General features: G+C 64.6%; 12 protein-coding genes and 1 pseudogene. 4 read left to right on the top strand and 9 right to left on the bottom strand.

The window, feature by feature from the left end:
* The 5 genes from PRtIB026_RS05700 to putP all read right to left on the bottom strand — a co-directional run bounded on the left by PRtIB026_RS05700 (position 1) and on the right by putP (position 6,460).
* The gene (locus PRtIB026_RS05700; RefSeq protein ID WP_203648221.1) at positions 1 to 897 is read right to left on the bottom strand and encodes an antimicrobial resistance protein Mig-14; all 897 of its coding nucleotides are present in this window, start codon (positions 895 to 897) and stop codon (positions 1 to 3) included.
* Entirely contained in the window at positions 897 to 2,027 is a 1,131-nt protein-coding gene (locus tag PRtIB026_RS05695; RefSeq protein ID WP_203648222.1) for a glycosyltransferase, read from the bottom strand. Before PRtIB026_RS05695 ends, PRtIB026_RS05700 begins: the two co-directional genes overlap by 1 nt.
* Positions 2,011 to 3,768, bottom strand: coding sequence for a carbamoyltransferase (locus PRtIB026_RS05690; protein WP_203648223.1), 1,758 nt, complete (start codon positions 3,766 to 3,768; stop codon positions 2,011 to 2,013). Before PRtIB026_RS05690 ends, PRtIB026_RS05695 begins: the two co-directional genes overlap by 17 nt.
* Positions 3,769 to 4,002: 234 nt before the next feature.
* Complete coding sequence (locus PRtIB026_RS05685) at positions 4,003 to 4,839, bottom strand: 23S rRNA (adenine(2030)-N(6))-methyltransferase RlmJ (protein WP_203648224.1); 837 nt, start codon at positions 4,837 to 4,839, stop codon at positions 4,003 to 4,005.
* A gap of 142 nt (positions 4,840 to 4,981) precedes the next feature.
* Positions 4,982 to 6,460: a sodium/proline symporter PutP gene (gene putP / locus PRtIB026_RS05680; RefSeq protein ID WP_203648225.1), complete on the bottom strand. Its 1,479-nt coding sequence runs from the start codon at positions 6,458 to 6,460 to the stop codon at positions 4,982 to 4,984.
* A gap of 358 nt (positions 6,461 to 6,818) precedes the next feature.
* Here putP and putA point away from each other — a divergent pair, with 358 nt between their 5' ends.
* Positions 6,819 to 10,769: a trifunctional transcriptional regulator/proline dehydrogenase/L-glutamate gamma-semialdehyde dehydrogenase gene (gene putA / locus PRtIB026_RS05675; protein ID WP_203648226.1), complete on the top strand. Its 3,951-nt coding sequence runs from the start codon at positions 6,819 to 6,821 to the stop codon at positions 10,767 to 10,769.
* Between the two features lie 261 nt (positions 10,770 to 11,030).
* Here the strand turns inward: putA and PRtIB026_RS05670 are convergent, their stop codons facing one another.
* From PRtIB026_RS05670 to PRtIB026_RS05655, 4 genes and pseudogenes are all read right to left on the bottom strand, one after another.
* Entirely contained in the window at positions 11,031 to 11,294 is a 264-nt protein-coding gene (locus PRtIB026_RS05670; RefSeq protein WP_203648228.1) for a DUF3077 domain-containing protein, read from the bottom strand.
* A 171-nt stretch (positions 11,295 to 11,465) separates the two neighbouring features.
* Positions 11,466 to 11,689, bottom strand: a pseudogene (locus tag PRtIB026_RS05665) (hypothetical protein).
* A gap of 393 nt (positions 11,690 to 12,082) precedes the next feature.
* Entirely contained in the window at positions 12,083 to 12,367 is a 285-nt protein-coding gene (locus tag PRtIB026_RS05660) for a helix-turn-helix domain-containing protein (RefSeq protein WP_110734806.1), read from the bottom strand.
* A 49-nt stretch (positions 12,368 to 12,416) separates the two neighbouring features.
* Positions 12,417 to 12,749 carry a type II toxin-antitoxin system RelE/ParE family toxin gene (locus tag PRtIB026_RS05655; RefSeq protein WP_203648230.1) on the bottom strand — a complete coding sequence of 111 codons (333 nt, stop codon included), beginning with the start codon at positions 12,747 to 12,749 and terminating at the stop codon, positions 12,417 to 12,419.
* Positions 12,750 to 13,026: 277 nt separating this feature from the next.
* On the opposite strand from PRtIB026_RS05655, the gene PRtIB026_RS05650 reads away from it, so the two are divergent.
* The 3 genes from PRtIB026_RS05650 to PRtIB026_RS05640 are packed head-to-tail and all read left to right on the top strand — an operon-like array spanning position 13,027 to position 17,624.
* On the top strand, positions 13,027 to 14,823 hold the full coding sequence (locus tag PRtIB026_RS05650) for an acyl-CoA dehydrogenase (protein WP_203648231.1): 1,797 nt from the start codon (positions 13,027 to 13,029) through the stop codon (positions 14,821 to 14,823).
* A 30-nt stretch (positions 14,824 to 14,853) separates the two neighbouring features.
* Positions 14,854 to 16,296: a TldD/PmbA family protein gene (locus PRtIB026_RS05645; RefSeq protein WP_203648232.1), complete on the top strand. Its 1,443-nt coding sequence runs from the start codon at positions 14,854 to 14,856 to the stop codon at positions 16,294 to 16,296.
* On the top strand, positions 16,296 to 17,624 hold the full coding sequence (locus PRtIB026_RS05640) for a TldD/PmbA family protein (protein ID WP_203648233.1): 1,329 nt from the start codon (positions 16,296 to 16,298) through the stop codon (positions 17,622 to 17,624). The genes PRtIB026_RS05645 and PRtIB026_RS05640 overlap by 1 nt, the downstream gene beginning before the upstream one ends.
* Positions 17,625 to 17,723 lie beyond the last annotated feature (99 nt).

Below are 17,723 nucleotides of genomic sequence, written 5' to 3'. Positions count from 1 at the left end.
TCAGACCTGGAAGACGTTGACGGGGTTGCACCAACGATCCTTGTACTCCCGGTCGGACCGACCGAACGAGAACCGCAGCGCCTTGCCGCGGGTATTGGCATCCTCCCAGGCGGCCTGGGTATTGAGGAAGCTCAATACGCTACCAGGGCTGAAAGCATTGGTCTCTGGATCGACACCGCCGTTTACATATTCGACGCTGATCCATTGCGGCGCCTCGACGCGATACACCAGTTGAATGGCGATGGGCGCCCCTTCAAGGAACAGCACCGAACCGATCAGCAGCTCGCGCAGGCGCTCGACCACCTCTGCCATGCGGGCCGCGCCGGTGGCCGGGAAGCCCCAGCGACGCTGGAACAAGTCACAGTACATCGCGGCGATCTCGGCTGCAGTGAAATCGCCGATCGGTCGCACCTGGCCACCCGCCTCTTCCAGCAGGCGCAGCTCACGACGCTGGTTGTAGCGGAATTTCTTCGACAGATCTTCATGGGGCCGCGCCATGGCCAACTGCTCAGGTTGTGCCTTCAGGCCGGCGAAACGGCCCTGGTTCAACTCCGACAGATAGCGACCGGCGTGGCGCAGTGGCGCCCCGGCATCGGCGGCGGCTGGCAGGATGATCTCGGCATTGCCCAGGTCGAACAGGCCTTTCTTGCCTTCACGCTTGAGCACGTCCTTGGACAGCGCCAGGTGGCGCCCCCAGGTTGGCAGCGCGGCCTTGAGCTCGGCGCCCTGGAACCAGCCCAGGTAACGCACCGGGATCCCGGCCAGGTCCGCCAGTTGCTCGATCACCAACGGGTGCGTGGCGACACTGCCGCCAAAACGCTGCCAGGCGTCGTTGTAGGCGGCCGCATCGATCACTTGCCAGCCGCGTTCACGCCAGGCCTTGAGATGATTGAGCATCAGGCCTCCGCCATCAGCGCGCGGACGTGCGGCAGTTGCCAGAAGGCATCCCGCACTGCCGAGTCACTGAAGCGCTGCTGCAGGCGCTGCAGCATATGCCCGGCGCATGCCTCGCGCTGCTGCGCGTCCAGTCCGGCCATGTGCTTCAAGCCCTGGGCCAGCTGCGCGGCATCGCCCAGCGGGAACAGCACACCCACGCCCTCGACCACTTCCCGGGCGCCGCCACAGGCGGTGGCCAGCACCGGCACGCCAGCGACCATGGCTTCGAGCAGGACCATGCCGAACGGCTCATGGTCGGAGCTCAGGGCGAACACGTCGAAAGCGCGGAAATAGCGGCGTGCATCCGGCACCTGGCCGAGGAAGTCGACCTGCCCGGCGATGCCCAACTCGGCAGCCAGGGCCTTGAGTTTCGCCTCGAGACGGCCCTTGCCCAGGATCGCCAGGCGTGCACCGGCCGGCAGGCCCGGCAAGGCTTCGGCAAAACCGCGCAGCAACGTGGCCTGGTCCTTGTCCGGGTGCAGGCGGCCGACGTTGCCGACCACCCAGGCCTGCTCATCCAGCCCCAGGGTACGGCGTGCCTCGTCACGCGGCACCAGGCTGGCCTGCAGTGCCTCGACGTCGATGCGGTTGTACAAGGTCTGGATACGCTCGGCCGGCCACTGGCCCAGGCAGCGTCGCATGTCGTCGCGCACCGCATCCGACACACCGAGCAGGCTCAGGCGCTTGCGGAACAGGTTGGCGAACAGCCGCCGCCCCTTGCGCTCATAATCACCGAAGGCATGGTGCACGCCGATTACCGGCAAGCCGGTCCCCAGCAGCGCAACATAGATCGGCTTGAAGCGGTGGGCGATGCAAAAGCTGAAATTGCGCTGCGCGGCGATCTTGCGCAGCGCGCGGATCGCGCCCAGCTTCAGGCCGCGCACGGCCTTGGAACTGAACTCGAGAAACAGCACCTCGTCCGAGGCACAGCCAGCCGCTACTTTCGCGTCGGCTGCCCCGGTGAGGAACACGGTAGTGACCTTGTAGCCGCTGCCCTGGAACAGGCTGGCGTATTGACGGGCACAATCGAGGAACGGCCCGTCATAGCCATGGCAGAACTGCAGGATGCGCGGTTCAGAGCGGCTGGTCATACGGCGCGGCGCCTTCCTTGACCACCAGGATGTCTTCCATGATCAGGTACTGCAGGTCCGAGCCGAAGAACATGTTCAGGGCGTCGGTCGGCGAGCAGATCATTGGTTCGCCGCGGCGGTTCAGCGAGGTGTTCAGCGACACGCCGTTGCCGGTCAGGTTTTCCAGCGCCTTCATCATGTCGTAGTAGCGCGGGTTGTACTCACGCTTGAGCACCTGGGCACGCGAAGTACCGTCCTCGTGGACGACTTCCGGCACGCGGGTCTTCCACTCTTCGGCGACTTCGAAGGTGAAGGTCATGAACGGCGCGGGGTGATCGATCTTGATCATCTGCGGCGCGACGGTGTCGAGCATCGACGGGCAGAAAGGTCTCCAGCGTTCGCGGAACTTGATCTGATGGTTGATGCGGTCGGCCACGCCTTCCACGCTCGGGCAGCCAATGATCGAACGACCGCCCAGGGCGCGCGGACCGAACTCCATGCGACCCTGGAACCAGGCCACCGGGTTGCCATCGACCATGATCTTGGCGATCTGCTCCGGCATGTTCTCGAGCTTGCGCCATTTCGGCTGGCTCGGGTGACGGGCACAGGCGGCGATCACGTCTTCGTTGGAATACGCAGGGCCGAGGTAGACATGCTCCATCTTCTCGACCGGCACGCCACGGGCGTGGGAAACGTAGGCGGCCGCACCAACGGCGGTACCGGCGTCGCCGGAGGCCGGCTGGACGAACAGCTCCTTCACATCATCACGGGCGATGATCTTCTGGTTCAGCTTGACGTTCAACGCGCAACCGCCGGCGAAGGCCAGCTTGCCGGTCTCTTTCAGCGTGTCGCCCAGGTAATGGTCGATCATCTGCAGGGCCAGCTTCTCGAACAGCGCCTGCATGCTGGCGGCGTAGTGGATGTACGGCTCGTCGGCGATGTCGCCTTCACGTTTCGGGCCCAGCCACTCGATCAGCTTGGGCGAGAAGTAGAAGCCCTTGCCCTTCTCTTTATAGCGACGCAGGCCGATGACGTTGGCGTATTCGGTGTTGATCACCAGCTCGCCGTTTTCGAAGCTGGCCAGGCGCGAGAAGTCATACTTGCTGGCGTCGCCATACGGCGCCATGCCCATGACCTTGAACTCGCCATCGAGCATTTCGAAGCCGAGGAACTCGGTGATCGCGCCATACAGGCCACCCAGCGAGTCCGGATCGAAGAATTCCTTGATCTTGTGAATCTTGCCGTTTTCGCCGTAGCCGAAGAAAGTGGTGGCGTACTCGCCCTTGCCGTCGATGCCGAGGATCGCGGTTTTCTCTTTGAAACCCGAGCAGTGGTAGGCACTGGAGGCATGGGCCAGGTGGTGCTCGACCGGCTCGATCTTGATCTTTTTCGGATCGAAGCCCAGTTGCTCCAGGCACCAGACGATCTTCTTGCGGTAGCGCTTGTAGCGGCGGTTGCCCATCAGCAGCGCGTCCAGGGCGCGGTCCGGGGCGTACCAGTAGCGCTTGGCGTAGTGCCAGCGGGCCTTGCCGAACAGGCTGATCGGGGCGAACGGAATGGCCACCACGTCGACGTCCGACGGCTTGATGCCGGCCTGCTCCAGGCAGAACTTCGCCGACTCGTAGGGCATGCGGTTCTTCGCATGTTTGTCACGCACGAAGCGCTCTTCTTCGGCGGCGGCAATCAGCTTGCCGTCGATGTACAGGGCCGCGGAAGGGTCATGGCTAAGGGCGCCGGACAGGCCAAGAATCGTCAGTGCCAAGGGTCTAGCCTCTCAAATCGGTATGAAGTGCGCCAACGGCCATTCGGGCGGATGGCGGCTAAAGGGCGGGATTATAACGCAAAGATGGCGGACACACCGCCCCCTTGTAGGAGCGGCCTGGTGCCGCGAAAGGGCTGCGAAGCTGCCCCGGCAATTTCAGCGGCGCATATGAAATCCGGGGCCGCTGCGCAGCCCTTTCGCGGCACAAGGCCGCTCCTACAGGGTTCGTGCGGGTTATTCGGCGATCAGCCAGTCCATGCGCAAGCTGCCGGCGGTCTGCGCCAGCTCCTTGGCCAGCCACGGCAGCAGCGTCTTGAGCTCATCTTCCAGGCCCCAAGGCGGGTTGGCGATGGCCAGGCCCGAGCCGTTCAGGCCCTGCGGGCTGTCCTGGTGATGCACGTACAACTCGACCCGCAGCAGCTTCGGCGCGCCGGTGCTGGTCAGGTCCTGGTAGAAGCGCGTCAGCGAGCGCTGGTCCTTGATCGGATACCAGATCGCCGCGACAGTCTGGCGCATGCGACCGATCGCCTCTTTCATGGCCACGGTGCAGCGCTTGAGCTCGTCGGCCTGCTCGAACGGCGGGTCGATCAGCATGATCGCGCGCTTTTCCTGCACCGGCAGAAGCGCCCGCGGGATGTGCCAGCCTTCACCCAGGTGAACGGTGACCCGCGGATCTTTCTTCATGTTCTCCTTGAGCAGCGCCCCATCTTCAGGGTGCTTCTCGTTGAGCAAGGCGCGGTCCTGCTGGCGCATCAGGCGGCGCGCGAGCTCGGGCGAGCCCGGGTAGTAGCGCAGCTCGCCATCCGGGTTCAGGCGCTTGATGATGCGCAGGTAGTCTGCGGCCGCTTCCGGCAGGTCGTCGCGGTTCCACAGGCGGGCCACGCCCTCGAGGTATTCGCCGGTACGGCTCGCCTGGTCACCCTGCAGGTCGTAGAGACCCAGGCCAGCGTGAGTGTCGATGTAGGCGAACGGCTGCTCCTTGCGCGACATCAGGGCGATGAGGCGGGTGAGCACGATGTGCTTGAGGACGTCGGCGTGATTGCCGGCATGGAAGGCGTGACGATAGTTCATGAGGACTCCTGCGGGGGCGCCAAGTTTACCTTGCCTTGCAGTCGGCAAAAAGCATCGCGGGGCAAGCCCGCTCCCACAAATGCCCGAGGACACGTGGGAGCGGGCTTGCCCCGCGATAGGGACAACGCCGATTCAGCAGGCGTTACTTGTCGGCGTGATACGCCGCATCAGCAGTTTCAAAACGCGAAACCATGCTGTTCGACGGACTGCCCAGCTTGCTCACCACGAAGATGGCGACGCTGGCGAACAGGAAGCCCGGGATGATCTCGTACAGCCCCATGTCCACGTAGTTCTTCAACAGGATCACGGTCAGCGCGCCGACCACGATACCGGCCAGGGCGCCGTTGCGGGTCATGCCCTTCCACAGCACCGAGATCAGCACCACCGGACCGAAGGCGGCACCGAAGCCGGCCCAGGCGTAGGCCACCAGGCCCAGCACGCGGTTCTCGGGGTTGGCGGCCATGGCAATGGCGATCAGGGCAACGGCCAGGACCATAAGGCGACCGACCCAGACCAATTCCTTCTGCGAAGCGTTCTTGCGCAGGAAGGCCTTGTAGAAGTCCTCGGTCAGTGCACTGGAGCACACCAGCAACTGGCAGCTCAAGGTGCTCATCACAGCGGCCAGGATGGCCGACAGCAGGATACCGGCAATCCACGGGTTGAACAGGATCTTGGCCAGCTCGATGAACACGCGCTCGTGGTTCTCGGTGACCGGACCTGCCAGGTCAGGGTGCGCCGAGAAGTAGGCGATGCCGAAGAAGCCGACCGCGCAGGTACCGGCCAGGCACAGGATCATCCAGGTCATGGAGATGCGACGGGCGTTGGTGATCGACTTCACCGAGTCGGCGGCCATGAAGCGCGCCAGGATGTGCGGCTGCCCGAAGTAGCCAAGGCCCCAGCCCATCAGCGAGATGATGCCGATGAAGGTCGCGCCCTTGAACATGTCGAAGTGCGCCGGGTTCACCGCGTCGATGGCAGCGAAGGTCTGGTCAAAGCCGCCAGTGGAGATCAGCACGATCACCGGGGTGAGGATCAGCGCGAAGATCATCAGCGAAGCCTGCACGGTATCGGTCCAGCTTACAGCCAGGAAACCACCGATGAAGGTGTAGGCGATAGTCGCCGCGGCACCGGCCCACAGGGCGGTTTCGTACGGCATGCCGAAGGTGCTTTCGAACAGGCGGGCGCCGGCGACGATGCCGGAGGCGCAGTAGATGGTGAAGAACACCAGGATGACAATCGCCGAGATGATCCGCAGCAGACCGGTCTGGTCTTCGAAACGGCTGGAGAAGTAGTCCGGCAGGGTCAGGGCGTCACCGTTGTGCTCGGTCTGCACCCGCAGACGGCCGGCGACGAACAGCCAGTTCAGGTAGGCGCCGACGGTCAGGCCGATGGCGATCCAGGCCTCGGAAAGGCCCGCGAAGTAGATGGCGCCCGGCAGGCCCATCAACAGCCAGCCGCTCATGTCCGATGCGCCGGCGGAAAGCGCGGTGACCACGCTGCCGAGACTACGGCCGCCGAGAATATAGTCGGAAAGGTTCTTGGTGGAGCGATAGGCGGCGAAGCCGATCAGCACCATTGCCGCAATGTAGATCACGAAGGTGATCGTTAGTGGATTGCCCATGAGTTGTGCCCTGGCGTTGTTTTTATCTCTTGCGACCGCCGCGCACGACGGTTGCACCCAGGCGGCGAATCCTATGCAACAACATGAACGAGGTGCAACCATTTTTCATTTGCAAGTTGCACCCGCCCATGGTTTTTCGGATAAAGCCCCTTTTTTGCTCCTTTTCGGAGCAAACACAGCGTTTTAAATAAGCAAAAGCAGCAAAAAAGACCGTTTCGGCTGTAAGGAAACAACCTTCAGACGAGTTGCACCTTTACCGCGAAGATTTCGGGTTGCACCCGGTTGCACCCGAATTGTCCTACAGGCTAATCTTGCCTTCAGCTTAGGCCACATCCGTGACCAATAACGAGGATAAGAAATGGCGACGACCACCCTTGGGGTCAAACTCGACGACCCGACCCGTGAGCGACTCAAAGCAGCTGCGCAGTCCATCGACCGCACGCCGCACTGGTTGATCAAGCAAGCGATCTTCAACTATCTCGAGAAGCTCGAGGGTGGCGCCACCCTGAACGACCTCAACGGCCATGCCGCCGCTGGCGATGACGCCGGCGAAGTCGCCGCCGACCACGCCCACCAGTGCTTCCTGGAGTTCGCCGAAAGCATCCTGCCGCAGTCGGTACTGCGCTCGGCGATCACTGCCGCCTACCGCCGCCCCGAGCAGGAAGTAGTGCCGATGCTGCTGGAGCAGGCACGCCTGCCGGCCGCCCAGGCCGAAGCCACCAACAAGCTGGCCGCGAGCCTGGCCGACAAGCTGCGCAACCAGAAGAGCGCGGGTGGCCGTGCTGGCATCGTCCAGGGCCTGCTGCAGGAGTTCTCGCTGTCGTCCCAGGAAGGCGTGGCGCTGATGTGCCTGGCCGAAGCGCTGCTGCGCATCCCCGACAAGGGTACCCGTGACGCGCTGATCCGCGACAAGATCAGCACCGGCAACTGGCAGCCGCACCTGGGCAACAGCCCGTCGCTGTTCGTCAACGCCGCCACCTGGGGCCTGCTGCTGACCGGCAAGCTGGTCAGCACCCACAACGAATCCGGCCTGACCTCCTCGCTCACCCGCATCATCGGCAAGAGCGGCGAGCCGATGATCCGCAAGGGCGTCGACATGGCCATGCGCCTGATGGGCGAGCAGTTCGTCACCGGCGAGACCATCGCCGAGGCCCTGGCCAACGCCAGCAAGTTCGAAGCCAAGGGCTTCCGCTACAGCTACGACATGCTCGGCGAAGCCGCGCTGACCGAGCACGACGCGCAGAAATACCTGGCCTCCTACGAGCAGGCGATCCACTCGATCGGCAAGGCTTCGCACGGCCGTGGCATCTATGAAGGCCCGGGCATCTCGATCAAGCTCTCGGCCCTGCACCCACGCTACAGCCGCGCCCAGTACGAACGCGTGATGAGCGAGCTGTACCCGCGCCTGCTGTCGCTGACCCTGCTGGCCAAGCAGTACGACATCGGCCTGAACATCGACGCCGAGGAAGCCGACCGCCTGGAGCTGTCGCTGGACCTGCTCGAGCGCCTGTGCTTCGAGCCGTCGCTGGCCGGCTGGAACGGTATCGGCTTCGTCATCCAGGCCTACCAGAAGCGCTGCCCGTACGTGATCGACTACGTCATCGACCTGGCCAAGCGCAGCCGTCACCGCCTGATGATCCGCCTGGTGAAAGGCGCCTACTGGGACAGCGAGATCAAGCGCGCCCAGGTCGAGGGCCTGGAAGGCTATCCGGTCTACACCCGCAAGGTGTACACCGACGTGTCCTACGTCGCCTGCGCCCGCAAGCTGCTGGCCGTGCCAGAAGCCATCTACCCGCAGTTCGCCACCCACAACGCCCACACCCTGTCGGCCATCTACACCATCGCCGGGCAGAACTACTACCCGGGCCAGTACGAGTTCCAGTGCCTGCACGGCATGGGTGAACCGCTGTACGAGCAAGTCGTGGGCAAGATCTCCGAGGGCAAGCTGAACCGTCCGTGCCGCGTGTACGCGCCGGTCGGCACCCACGAGACCCTGCTGGCCTACCTGGTCCGCCGCCTGCTGGAAAACGGCGCCAACACCTCGTTCGTCAACCGCATCGCCGACCACTCGATCTCCATCCAGGAACTGGTCGCCGACCCGGTCGCCAGCATCGAGCGCATGGGCCCCCAAGAGGGCAGCATCGGCCTGCCGCACCCGCGCATCCCGATGCCGCGTGAGCTGTACGGCAGCGAGCGGGCCAACTCGGCCGGTATCGACATGGCCAACGAACACCGCCTGGCGTCGCTGTCCTGCGCCCTGCTGGCCACCGCCCACAACGACTGGAAAGCCGCCCCGCTGCTGGGCTGCGCCGCCAGCGAGCAGCCGGCCGCGCCGGTGCTCAACCCGGCCGACCACCGCGATGTCGTGGGCCATGTGCAGGAAGCCACCGTCGCCGACGTCGACAACGCCATCCAGTGCGCGCTGAACGCCGCGCCGATCTGGCAGGCCACCCCGCCGGCCGAGCGCGCCGCGATCCTCGAACGCGCCGCCGACCTGATGGAAGCCGACATCCAGCCGCTGATGGGCCTGCTGGTGCGCGAAGCCGGCAAGACCTACGCCAACGCCATCGCCGAGGTGCGCGAGGCCGTGGACTTCCTGCGCTACTACGCGGTGCAGGCACGCAACGACCTGCGCAACGACAGCTGCCGCCCGCTGGGCCCGGTGGTGTGCATCAGCCCGTGGAACTTCCCGCTGGCGATCTTCTCCGGCCAGGTTGCCGCGGCGCTGGCTGCCGGCAACCCGGTACTGGCCAAGCCGGCCGAACAGACCCCGCTGGTCGCCGCCCAGGCCGTGCGCCTGCTGCTGGAAGCCGGCATTCCCGAAGGCGTGCTGCAACTGCTGCCAGGCCAGGGCGAAACCGTGGGTGCCGGCCTGGTCGGTGACGAGCGTGTCAAGGGCGTGATGTTCACCGGTTCCACCGAGGTTGCCCGCCTGCTGCAACGCAACATTGCCGGTCGCCTGGACAACCAGGGCCGCCCGATCCCGCTGATCGCCGAAACCGGCGGCCAGAACGCCATGATCGTCGACTCCTCGGCGCTGACCGAGCAGGTGGTAATCGATGTGGTCTCCTCGGCCTTTGACAGTGCCGGCCAGCGTTGCTCGGCCCTGCGCGTGCTGTGCCTGCAGGAAGACTCCGCCGACCGCGTGATCGAGATGCTCAAGGGCGCCATGGCCGAAAGCCGCCTGGGCAACCCGGAGCGCCTGTCCGTGGACATCGGCCCGGTGATCGACGCCGAAGCCAAGGCCGGTATCGAGAAGCACATCCAGGGCATGCGCGACAAAGGCCGCACCGTCTACCAGGTGGCCATCGCCGAAGGCGAGGAAATCAAGCGCGGCACCTTCGTGATGCCGACCCTGATCGAACTGGAAAGCTTCGACGAGCTCAAGCGTGAAATCTTCGGCCCGGTGCTGCACGTGGTTCGCTACAACCGCAAGGACCTGGACCAGCTGATCGAGCAGATCAACGCTTCCGGCTACGGCCTGACCCTGGGCGTGCACACCCGCATCGACGAGACCATCGCCAAGGTGGTGAACAACGTCAACGCCGGCAACATGTACGTCAACCGCAACATCGTCGGTGCCGTGGTCGGCGTGCAGCCGTTCGGCGGTGAAGGCCTGTCGGGCACCGGCCCGAAAGCCGGTGGCCCACTGTACCTGTACCGCCTGCTGTCGACCCGCCCGGCCGACGCCATCGCCCGCCACTTCCAGGCCGACGATGCGCGCAGCCAGGCCGACACCACCCTGCGCGACCAGCAGCTCAAGCCGCTGACCACCCTCAAGACCTGGGCGACCAGCAGCCAGATGAGCGACCTGGCCGCGCTGTGCGAGCAGTTCGCCGAGCAGTCGCAGAGCGGCATCACCCGCGTGCTGCCAGGCCCGACCGGCGAGCGCAACACCTACAGCGTGCTGCCACGCGAGCACGTGCTGTGCCTGGCCGACAACGAGGCCGACCTGCTGGCCCAGCTGGCGGCGGTACTGGCCGTGGGTAGCTCGGCGGTGTTCCAGGACGGCGAGCCGGCCAAGACCGTGCGCGGCCGTCTGCCGAAAGAGCTGCAGGCGAAGATCAAGCTGGTGGCCGACTGGAGCAAGGACGCGGTGGCCTTCGACGCGGTCATCCACCACGGTCACTCCGACCAGCTGCGCGGCGTCTGCGAGCAGGTGGCCAAGCGTGCCGGGGCGATCGTCGGCGTGCACGGGCTGTCGAGCGGCGATCACCAGATCGCCCTGGAACGCCTGGTGATCGAGCGGGCGGTGAGTGTTAACACCGCGGCGGCGGGCGGTAACGCCAGCCTGATGACCATCGGCTGACGCTGACAGTCGTTGAACGGAAAAGGAGAGCTCAGGCTCTCCTTTTTTGTGGGAGCAACTGTCTTGCCGAGATTTCTCAACCTAGAACAGTCCCTCTATGAAAGGGCCGCTGAGCGGCCCCAGCAATCTTTGCATCAATGCTGAAATCCTGGGGCTGCTACGCAGCCCTTTCGCGGCACAAGGCCGCTCCTACACAGGTTGGCGCAGTGCCTGTAGGAGCGGCCTTGTGCCGCGAAGAGGCCGGCACTGGCAACATAAGTCTCAGTGCTTCATGCCGAACTCGGCATCATCCATCAATGCCTTGGCCAGGGCGCTCAGGTAATACGACGCCCAGAGCAACTGGGGCTTTTCCTCCATGATCCCGGTGATGGTCAGGTCGCGTACGCAGCCCATCAGCTCCGAGGCCTGGTCGCGGGCGTGCTGGCAGGGGATGCCGGGCTCGATGCAGAACAGCGGGTCGGTCTGGCCTTCGCCTTGGTAGAACTTGGTCTTGCCGGCGGTGGTGGGGGTGTTGTCGGTAGTCATGATTTTTCTCCCTGAAATGGTGGGTGCCTGTGCGGGCCTCTTCGCGGGTAAACCCGCTCCCACAGGTACAGCGCTGGCTCCAAGGCACAGATGAACCTGTGGGAGCGGGTTTACCCGCGAAAGGGCCCGACCAGGCAGCACATGCCTTGCGGCCTAGTGCAACGTTGGCGCCTACGCCGGCATCTGCACCTGGATCAACGCCGCTTCGAGCAACACACGCAGCGATTCCATTTCATGCATCGACGCCATCATCAACACGGCAGCCGGCGACCTGGGTTTGAGCTGTACGGCGTGATGGGCCACGGTCAAGGCGCACAGGGCGTACTCGGTGGCCTGGATGAGGGTGTCTTCGAGGGAATGAGGGTTGTGGGGGGATCGGGGACAATCTTCAACATAGCTACCTCTTGCTGATCAAGTGGGACCACCACCCGTTGCTGTCAAACAAGAAGGTGGCAGCTGTATATGGGTTGACAGACCGGTCAGCAAGAGCAAAACCCCGGCGCACGCGAAGTGCCCCACATACAGCCGCCATAAAGGGCAAAGCCGTTGAGTAAGCTCTTGATAATCGGCCTGTCAAAGCCGGTCGCTGATTGTGCAGCGACCGTCCGAGACTAGAGGCCAACCCGGAGCACCGCAATGGCTTGAAAGGGCTTGGGAGTATGTTTGGGAATTGGACTACATGGAATAGGGAAAGTCTTGGAATCTGCGTAGGAAACGCACTGCGGCTCGGCCATTCAAGCCATAGGTGCGACTGGAAAGCTGCGATTAATTTGAGGCCAAAACAGCCATCAGGCCGATTTCTTTTTCACCGTGAAGTCAACTTCCAGGTCGGCGTTCGCCAGAATATTCACCAGTGCATCCAGCGAGAACTTGTCTATCTTGCCATTGAGCAAGTCACTCAAGCGTGGCTGAGTCAGATGCAGTCGCCGTGCTGCGTCTTTCTGCGGCAGATCCCAGGACCGGACAATCCTGGCCAACACCCTCATCAGCTTCGCCCGAAGCCGCAGGTTCTCGGCCTCTTCCGGTGAGTCGAACAGCGCATCCCATACCGAAGTGGAGCGTTCGTTTGTCATCGCAAATCCCTCTGTGCATCCATCTCGTTCAAACACTGTCGACTCCAGCTCAGCAGGCGCCCAACAATTTGTATCGCGCTTTCGCCAGATCGATATCGCGCTTTTCCGTCTTCTCGGTCGTCTTGCGAAACGCGTGCAGGACATAAACCGCTTCTGGTCGACTCACGACGTAGAACACCCGAAACGCCCCGTCCTGACACTTGATGCGGATTTCCCGCGTCCCAGGCCCAACGCTTTCCATTGGTTTCCAGTCGAAGGGGGCCTCACCGTCCTGGATCAGCTCCAGCTGATACCCGGCCCGCTGCCTTGCCACAATCGGAAAGTCCCGCAGGTCCTGCTTGCTGCTACCCAACCATTCGATTGGCTTTTGCCCATCATGCATCCTGCACGCTCCCGCCAATGCACTCGCCTGGCTTGTCCTTATCGGAGACGTAAGCTCTCCATGAGCGGCAAAGATAAAACTATATCGATATCGATATAAGTGCAATTGCGTGACAAGGCTTTGCGACGGGTAACACCTACGCCCATACTGCCCGGCGCAACCCAAAGACGGCCTGGGCGATGGCAACTTCTGCCCCCATATCACCCAAACCAATTAACCTGTCCCCTGCCCCACCACCCCGCCTAGACTCGCTGCATCCCGAACCAGGAATGCCGCCATGTCCGAGCAACTCCTCAGCAGCCGCAACCTCGCCTTCGAACTCTACGAAGTCCTCGACGCCGAGGCCCTGACCCAGCGCCCACGCTTCGCCGAGCACAGCCGCGAGACCTTCGACGCGGCGCTGACCACCGCCCGCACCATTGCCGAAAAGTACTTCGCCCCGCACAACCGCAAGGGCGACGAAAACGAGCCGCGCTACGTGGACGGCCGCGCCGAGCTGATCCCGGAAGTGAAGCCTGCGGTCGACGCCTTCCTCGAAGCGGGCTTTCTCAACGCCAACCGCGACTTCGAAGTCGGCGGCATGCAGCTGCCCAGCCTGGTATCGCAAGCCTGCTTCGCCCACTTCCAGGCCGCCAACGCCGGCACCACTGCCTACCCGTTCCTGACCATGGGCGCGGCCAACCTGATCGAGAGCTTCGGCAGCGACGAACAGAAACGCCTGTTCCTGCAACCGATGATCGAGGGCCGCTACTTCGGCACCATGGCCCTGACCGAACCCCACGCTGGCTCGTCGCTGGCCGATATCCGCACCCGCGCTGAACCCGCGGGCGACGGCACCTTCCAGCTCAAGGGCAACAAGATCTTCATCTCCGGCGGCGACCACGAGCTTTCGCAGAACATCGTGCACATGGTCCTGGCCAAGCTGCCGGACGCGCCGCCCGGGGTGAAGGGCATCTCGCTGTTCATCGTGCCCAAGTACCTGGTCAACGCCGACGGCAGCCTGGGGCCACGCAACGACGTGCTGCTGGCCGGGCTGTTCCACAAGATGGGCTGGCGCGGGACCACCTCCACCGCGCTTAACTTCGGGGACAACGGCCAGTGCGTCGGCTACCTGGTGGGCCAACCGCACCAGGGCCTGGCCTGCATGTTCCAGATGATGAACGAGGCGCGCATCGGCGTCGGCATGGGCGCGGTGATGCTGGGTTACGCCGGTTACCTGTATTCCCTGGACTATGCCCGTCAACGTCCACAGGGCCGCCTGCCGGACAACAAGGACCCGCACAGCCCCGCCGTGCCGATCATCGAGCACAGCGATGTGAAGCGCATGCTGCTGGCACAGAAGGCCTACGTCGAGGGTGCTTTCGACCTGGGCCTGTACGCTGCCCGGCTGTTCGATGACACCCACACCGCCGCGGATGCTGAGGCTCGCCGGCAAGCCTTGGAACTGCTCGACCTGCTCACCCCCATCGTCAAGTCCTGGCCCTCGGCGTTCTGCCTGAAAGCCAACGAACTGGCGATCCAGATCCTTGGCGGCCACGGCTACACCCGCGAATACCCGGTCGAGCAGTATTACCGCGACAACCGTCTCAACCCGATCCACGAGGGCACCGAGGGCATCCAGTCCCTCGACCTGCTCGGGCGCAAGCTGGCGCAGAACAACGGCGCCGGGCTCAAGCAACTGATTCGCCTGATCGCCGGCACCTGCGAGCGCGCCAGCCATCACCCGAACCTCGATCCGTTGCGCCAGCCCCTGGAGCACCTGGTCAATCGCCTGCAAAGCGTGACCCTCGCCCTGCTCGGCGACCTGGCCGCCGGCAAGGTCGCCGGCGCGCTGGCCAACTCGGCGCTGTACCTCAAGATGTTCGGCCACTGCGTGATCGGCTGGCGCTGGCTGGAGCAGGCCATTCATGCCGAGGTCGGCCTGCTCAAGGGCAGCGACCGCGACTTCTACCAGGGCAAGCTCCAGGCCGCGCGTTATTTCCTCACCTGGGAGGTGCCGGGCTGCCATAATGACCTCGCTTTGCTCGAGGCCCGCGACGACACCTGCCTCGCGATGCAAGAGGGGTGGTTCTAGGGGGAACCACCGCACACACGGAGGTTTCCGATGTTCGACTCCAGCACCCTGCTGCACCGCCGCTTTGCCGCGCTGCGCAGCACGGCCGAACTGTTCTCGCTTCGCCATGTGAAACAATCGCACCAGTCACTGTCGGTACGGCGCAACGTCGCCGAGCCGCCCTTCTTCAGCCAGGACGAAGGCGCCATGCTCACCGTGCGGGTGGATGGCGTCGAGGCCTACGCGGCCACCGCCGACCTGTCCCAGGCCGGGCTGCAACGCGCCCTGGAGCAGGCCGAGGCGCTGGCCCGGCGGATCAAGGCCAGCAGCCTGCTCGACCTGAGCGGCCAGCCGGCCCCGGACGGGCGCCACGACCATGTCTCGCCCAACTTCGAACAGCCCCTGCCCAACCTCGCCGACTGCCTGGACCTGCTGGCCGCCGAATCGGCCAGCGTGCCAAGTGACGAACGCCTGGTGGACTGGCAGGCTAGCCTTGGCATCAGCGTGGTCGAGCAGACCTACCTGAACTCCGCCGGCGCCGAGCTGCGCCATGCCCAGCGCTTCGTCTACCCGGGCCTGGGTGTCACCGCCAGCGACGGCCAGGATAGCCAGAGCCGCAGCCTGGGCCGGGAGAACTTCGGCCAGCAGGGCGGCGTCGAGGTGATCGAGCGCTGCGGCCTGGTCGGCGCGGCCCGCCGCGTGGCTGACGAGGCGCTGCAATTGCTGCTGGCACCCAATACCCCGAGCGGCCGGCGCGACCTGCTGCTGATGCCCGACCAGATGATGCTGCAGATCCACGAGTCCATCGGCCATCCACTGGAGCTGGATCGCATCCTGGGCGATGAGCGCAACTACGCCGGTACCAGCTTCGTCAAAGCCGACGACTTCGGCCATCTGCAATACGGCTCGAAGCTTCTCAACGTGACCTTCGACCCGACCCTTCGCGAGGAGCTGGCCAGCTACAGCTTCGATGACGACGGCACCCCGGCCAGCAAGCAGTTCCTGATCCGCGACGGCCTGCTGGTGCGCCCCCTCGGCGGCGCGCTGTCGCAGCTGCGCTCGGGCCTGGACGGCGTCGCCAACAGCCGCGCCTGCGGCTGGAACCGCGCGCCGATCGACCGCATGGCCAACCTCAACATCGAACCGGGCGACCAGTCGCTGGCGCAGCTGATCGGCGGCATCGAAAACGGCATCCTGATGCGCACCAACCGCTCGTGGTCCATCGATGACGCCCGCAACAAGTTCCAGTTCGGCTGTGAATGGGGCCAGTTGATCGAGAACGGCGAGCTCAAGGGCGTGGTGAAAAACCCGAATTACAGGGGCATCTCCGCCGATTTCTGGCGCAACCTGTCGGCGGTCGGCGATCGCAGCACCTTCCAGGTACTCGGCACGCCCAACTGCGGAAAGGGTGAACCCAACCAGGTGGTGCGGGTCGGCCACGCCTCGCCGGCCTGCGTGTTCCGCCAGATCGACGTATTCGGAGGGGACGCCTGATGAGCACCTATCAACAACGCTTCGAGGACCTGCTCGGCGCCTTGCGCGATGCGCTGCAACCGGGCGAGCAGTTCACCCTGGGCTACAGCGCCGAGCACTCGCAGTTCGTGCGCTTCAACCATGCCCAAGTGCGCCAGGCTGGATTGGTCAGCCAGGCCAGCGTGCAACTGCGCTTGATCCGCGACGGCCGCCAGGCAGAGCAGCAGATCACCCTGGGTGATGACGCCGAACTGGATCGTCAGCGCCTGCACGATGGCCTCGGGCAACTGCGTCAGACCCTGCCGCTGCTGCCGGTCGATCCGTACCTGAGCCTAGACGAGCGTGCCTGGCACAGCCACAGCCTGCTGGAGCAGCCACTGCCCGAGCTGGATAAAGTGCTGACCCTGGTCGAACACGACGCCGGTGACCTGGACCTGGTCGGCATCTACGCCGCCGGCCCCATCTGCCGGGGCTTCGCCAGCTCCTTCGGGGCCTTCGGCTGGCACCAGGCCAACAGCTTCAACTTCGACTGGAGCCTGTTCCACGCCAACGGCCAGGCGGTCAAGGCCAACTATGCCGGGCAGGCCTGGAGCGGCGAGACCTTCGCCGCGCGCCTGCGCCAGGCCCGCGAACAGCTCGAGCACCTGGGCCGCCCGGCCGTCACCCTCAAGCCCGGCAGCTACCGTGCCTACCTGGCGCCGGCGGCGATGGACGAGATTGCTGGCATGCTCTGCTGGGGTGGTTTCTCCGCGCAGGCCCTGGCCACGGGCAACAGCCCGCTGCAGCGCCTGTACAACGGCGACGCGCAACTGAGCCCACAAGTGAGCTTCAGCGAGCAGGTCAGCGGCTCGCTGAGCCCGGCGTTCTCCGACGAGGGCTCGCCCCGTCGCGACCTGCTGCTGATCGGCGAAGGCCGTGCGCTGGAGCGGCTGGTAAGCGCCCGCAGCGCCGCCGAGTTCGCCCAGGAGGCCAATGGCGCCGACAGCCATGAGTCGCCGTGCGCGCTGAGCCTGGCCCCGGGCAACCTGCCCGGCGAAGAGGTGCTGGAGCGTCTGGACACCGGGCTGTACATCAGCAACCTGTGGTACCTGAACTACTCGGACCTGCCCGCCGCGCGCATGACCGGGCTGACCCGCTTCGCCACCTTCTGGGTGGAAAACGGCCAGATCCAGGGGCCGGTAAGCACCATGCGCTTCGACGACAGCCTGTACAACCTGCTGGGTAGCCAGCTGGAGGACCTGACCCAGGAGCGCGAGATGATCCTCTCGACCAGCACCTACGGGCAGCGCAGCACCGGGTCGAGTCATCTGCCGGGGGCGTTGCTGAAGGGGTTGACCCTGACACTGTGATCCGCAGGACCGACCTCTTCGCGGGTAAACCCGCTCCCACAGGTTTGTCGATAACCCTGTGGGAGCGGGTTTACCCGCGAAGAGGTCGGCACAGGCAAC

Source organism: Pseudomonas sp. RtIB026, assembly GCF_016861355.2.
Lineage (GTDB): Bacteria > Pseudomonadota > Gammaproteobacteria > Pseudomonadales > Pseudomonadaceae > Aquipseudomonas > Aquipseudomonas peradeniyensis.
This window is presented reverse-complemented; position numbering and strand designations above follow the sequence as displayed.

Bases quoted from the DNA above. Each gene is read 5' to 3' on its own strand.
- PRtIB026_RS05700 (WP_203648221.1), bottom strand. From the start codon at position 897: ATGCTCAATCATCTCAAGGCCTGGCGTGAACGCGGCTGGCAAGTGATC.
- PRtIB026_RS05695 (WP_203648222.1), bottom strand. From the start codon at position 2,027: ATGACCAGCCGCTCTGAACCGCGCATCCTGCAGTTCTGCCATGGCTAT.
- PRtIB026_RS05685 (WP_203648224.1), bottom strand. From the start codon at position 4,839: ATGAACTATCGTCACGCCTTCCATGCCGGCAATCACGCCGACGTCCTC.
- putP (WP_203648225.1), bottom strand. From the start codon at position 6,460: ATGGGCAATCCACTAACGATCACCTTCGTGATCTACATTGCGGCAATG.
- putA (WP_203648226.1), top strand. From the start codon at position 6,819: ATGGCGACGACCACCCTTGGGGTCAAACTCGACGACCCGACCCGTGAG.
- PRtIB026_RS05670 (WP_203648228.1), bottom strand. From the start codon at position 11,294: ATGACTACCGACAACACCCCCACCACCGCCGGCAAGACCAAGTTCTAC.
- PRtIB026_RS05660 (WP_110734806.1), bottom strand. From the start codon at position 12,367: ATGACAAACGAACGCTCCACTTCGGTATGGGATGCGCTGTTCGACTCA.
- PRtIB026_RS05655 (WP_203648230.1), bottom strand. From the start codon at position 12,749: ATGCATGATGGGCAAAAGCCAATCGAATGGTTGGGTAGCAGCAAGCAG.
- PRtIB026_RS05650 (WP_203648231.1), top strand. From the start codon at position 13,027: ATGTCCGAGCAACTCCTCAGCAGCCGCAACCTCGCCTTCGAACTCTAC.
- PRtIB026_RS05645 (WP_203648232.1), top strand. From the start codon at position 14,854: ATGTTCGACTCCAGCACCCTGCTGCACCGCCGCTTTGCCGCGCTGCGC.
- PRtIB026_RS05640 (WP_203648233.1), top strand. From the start codon at position 16,296: ATGAGCACCTATCAACAACGCTTCGAGGACCTGCTCGGCGCCTTGCGC.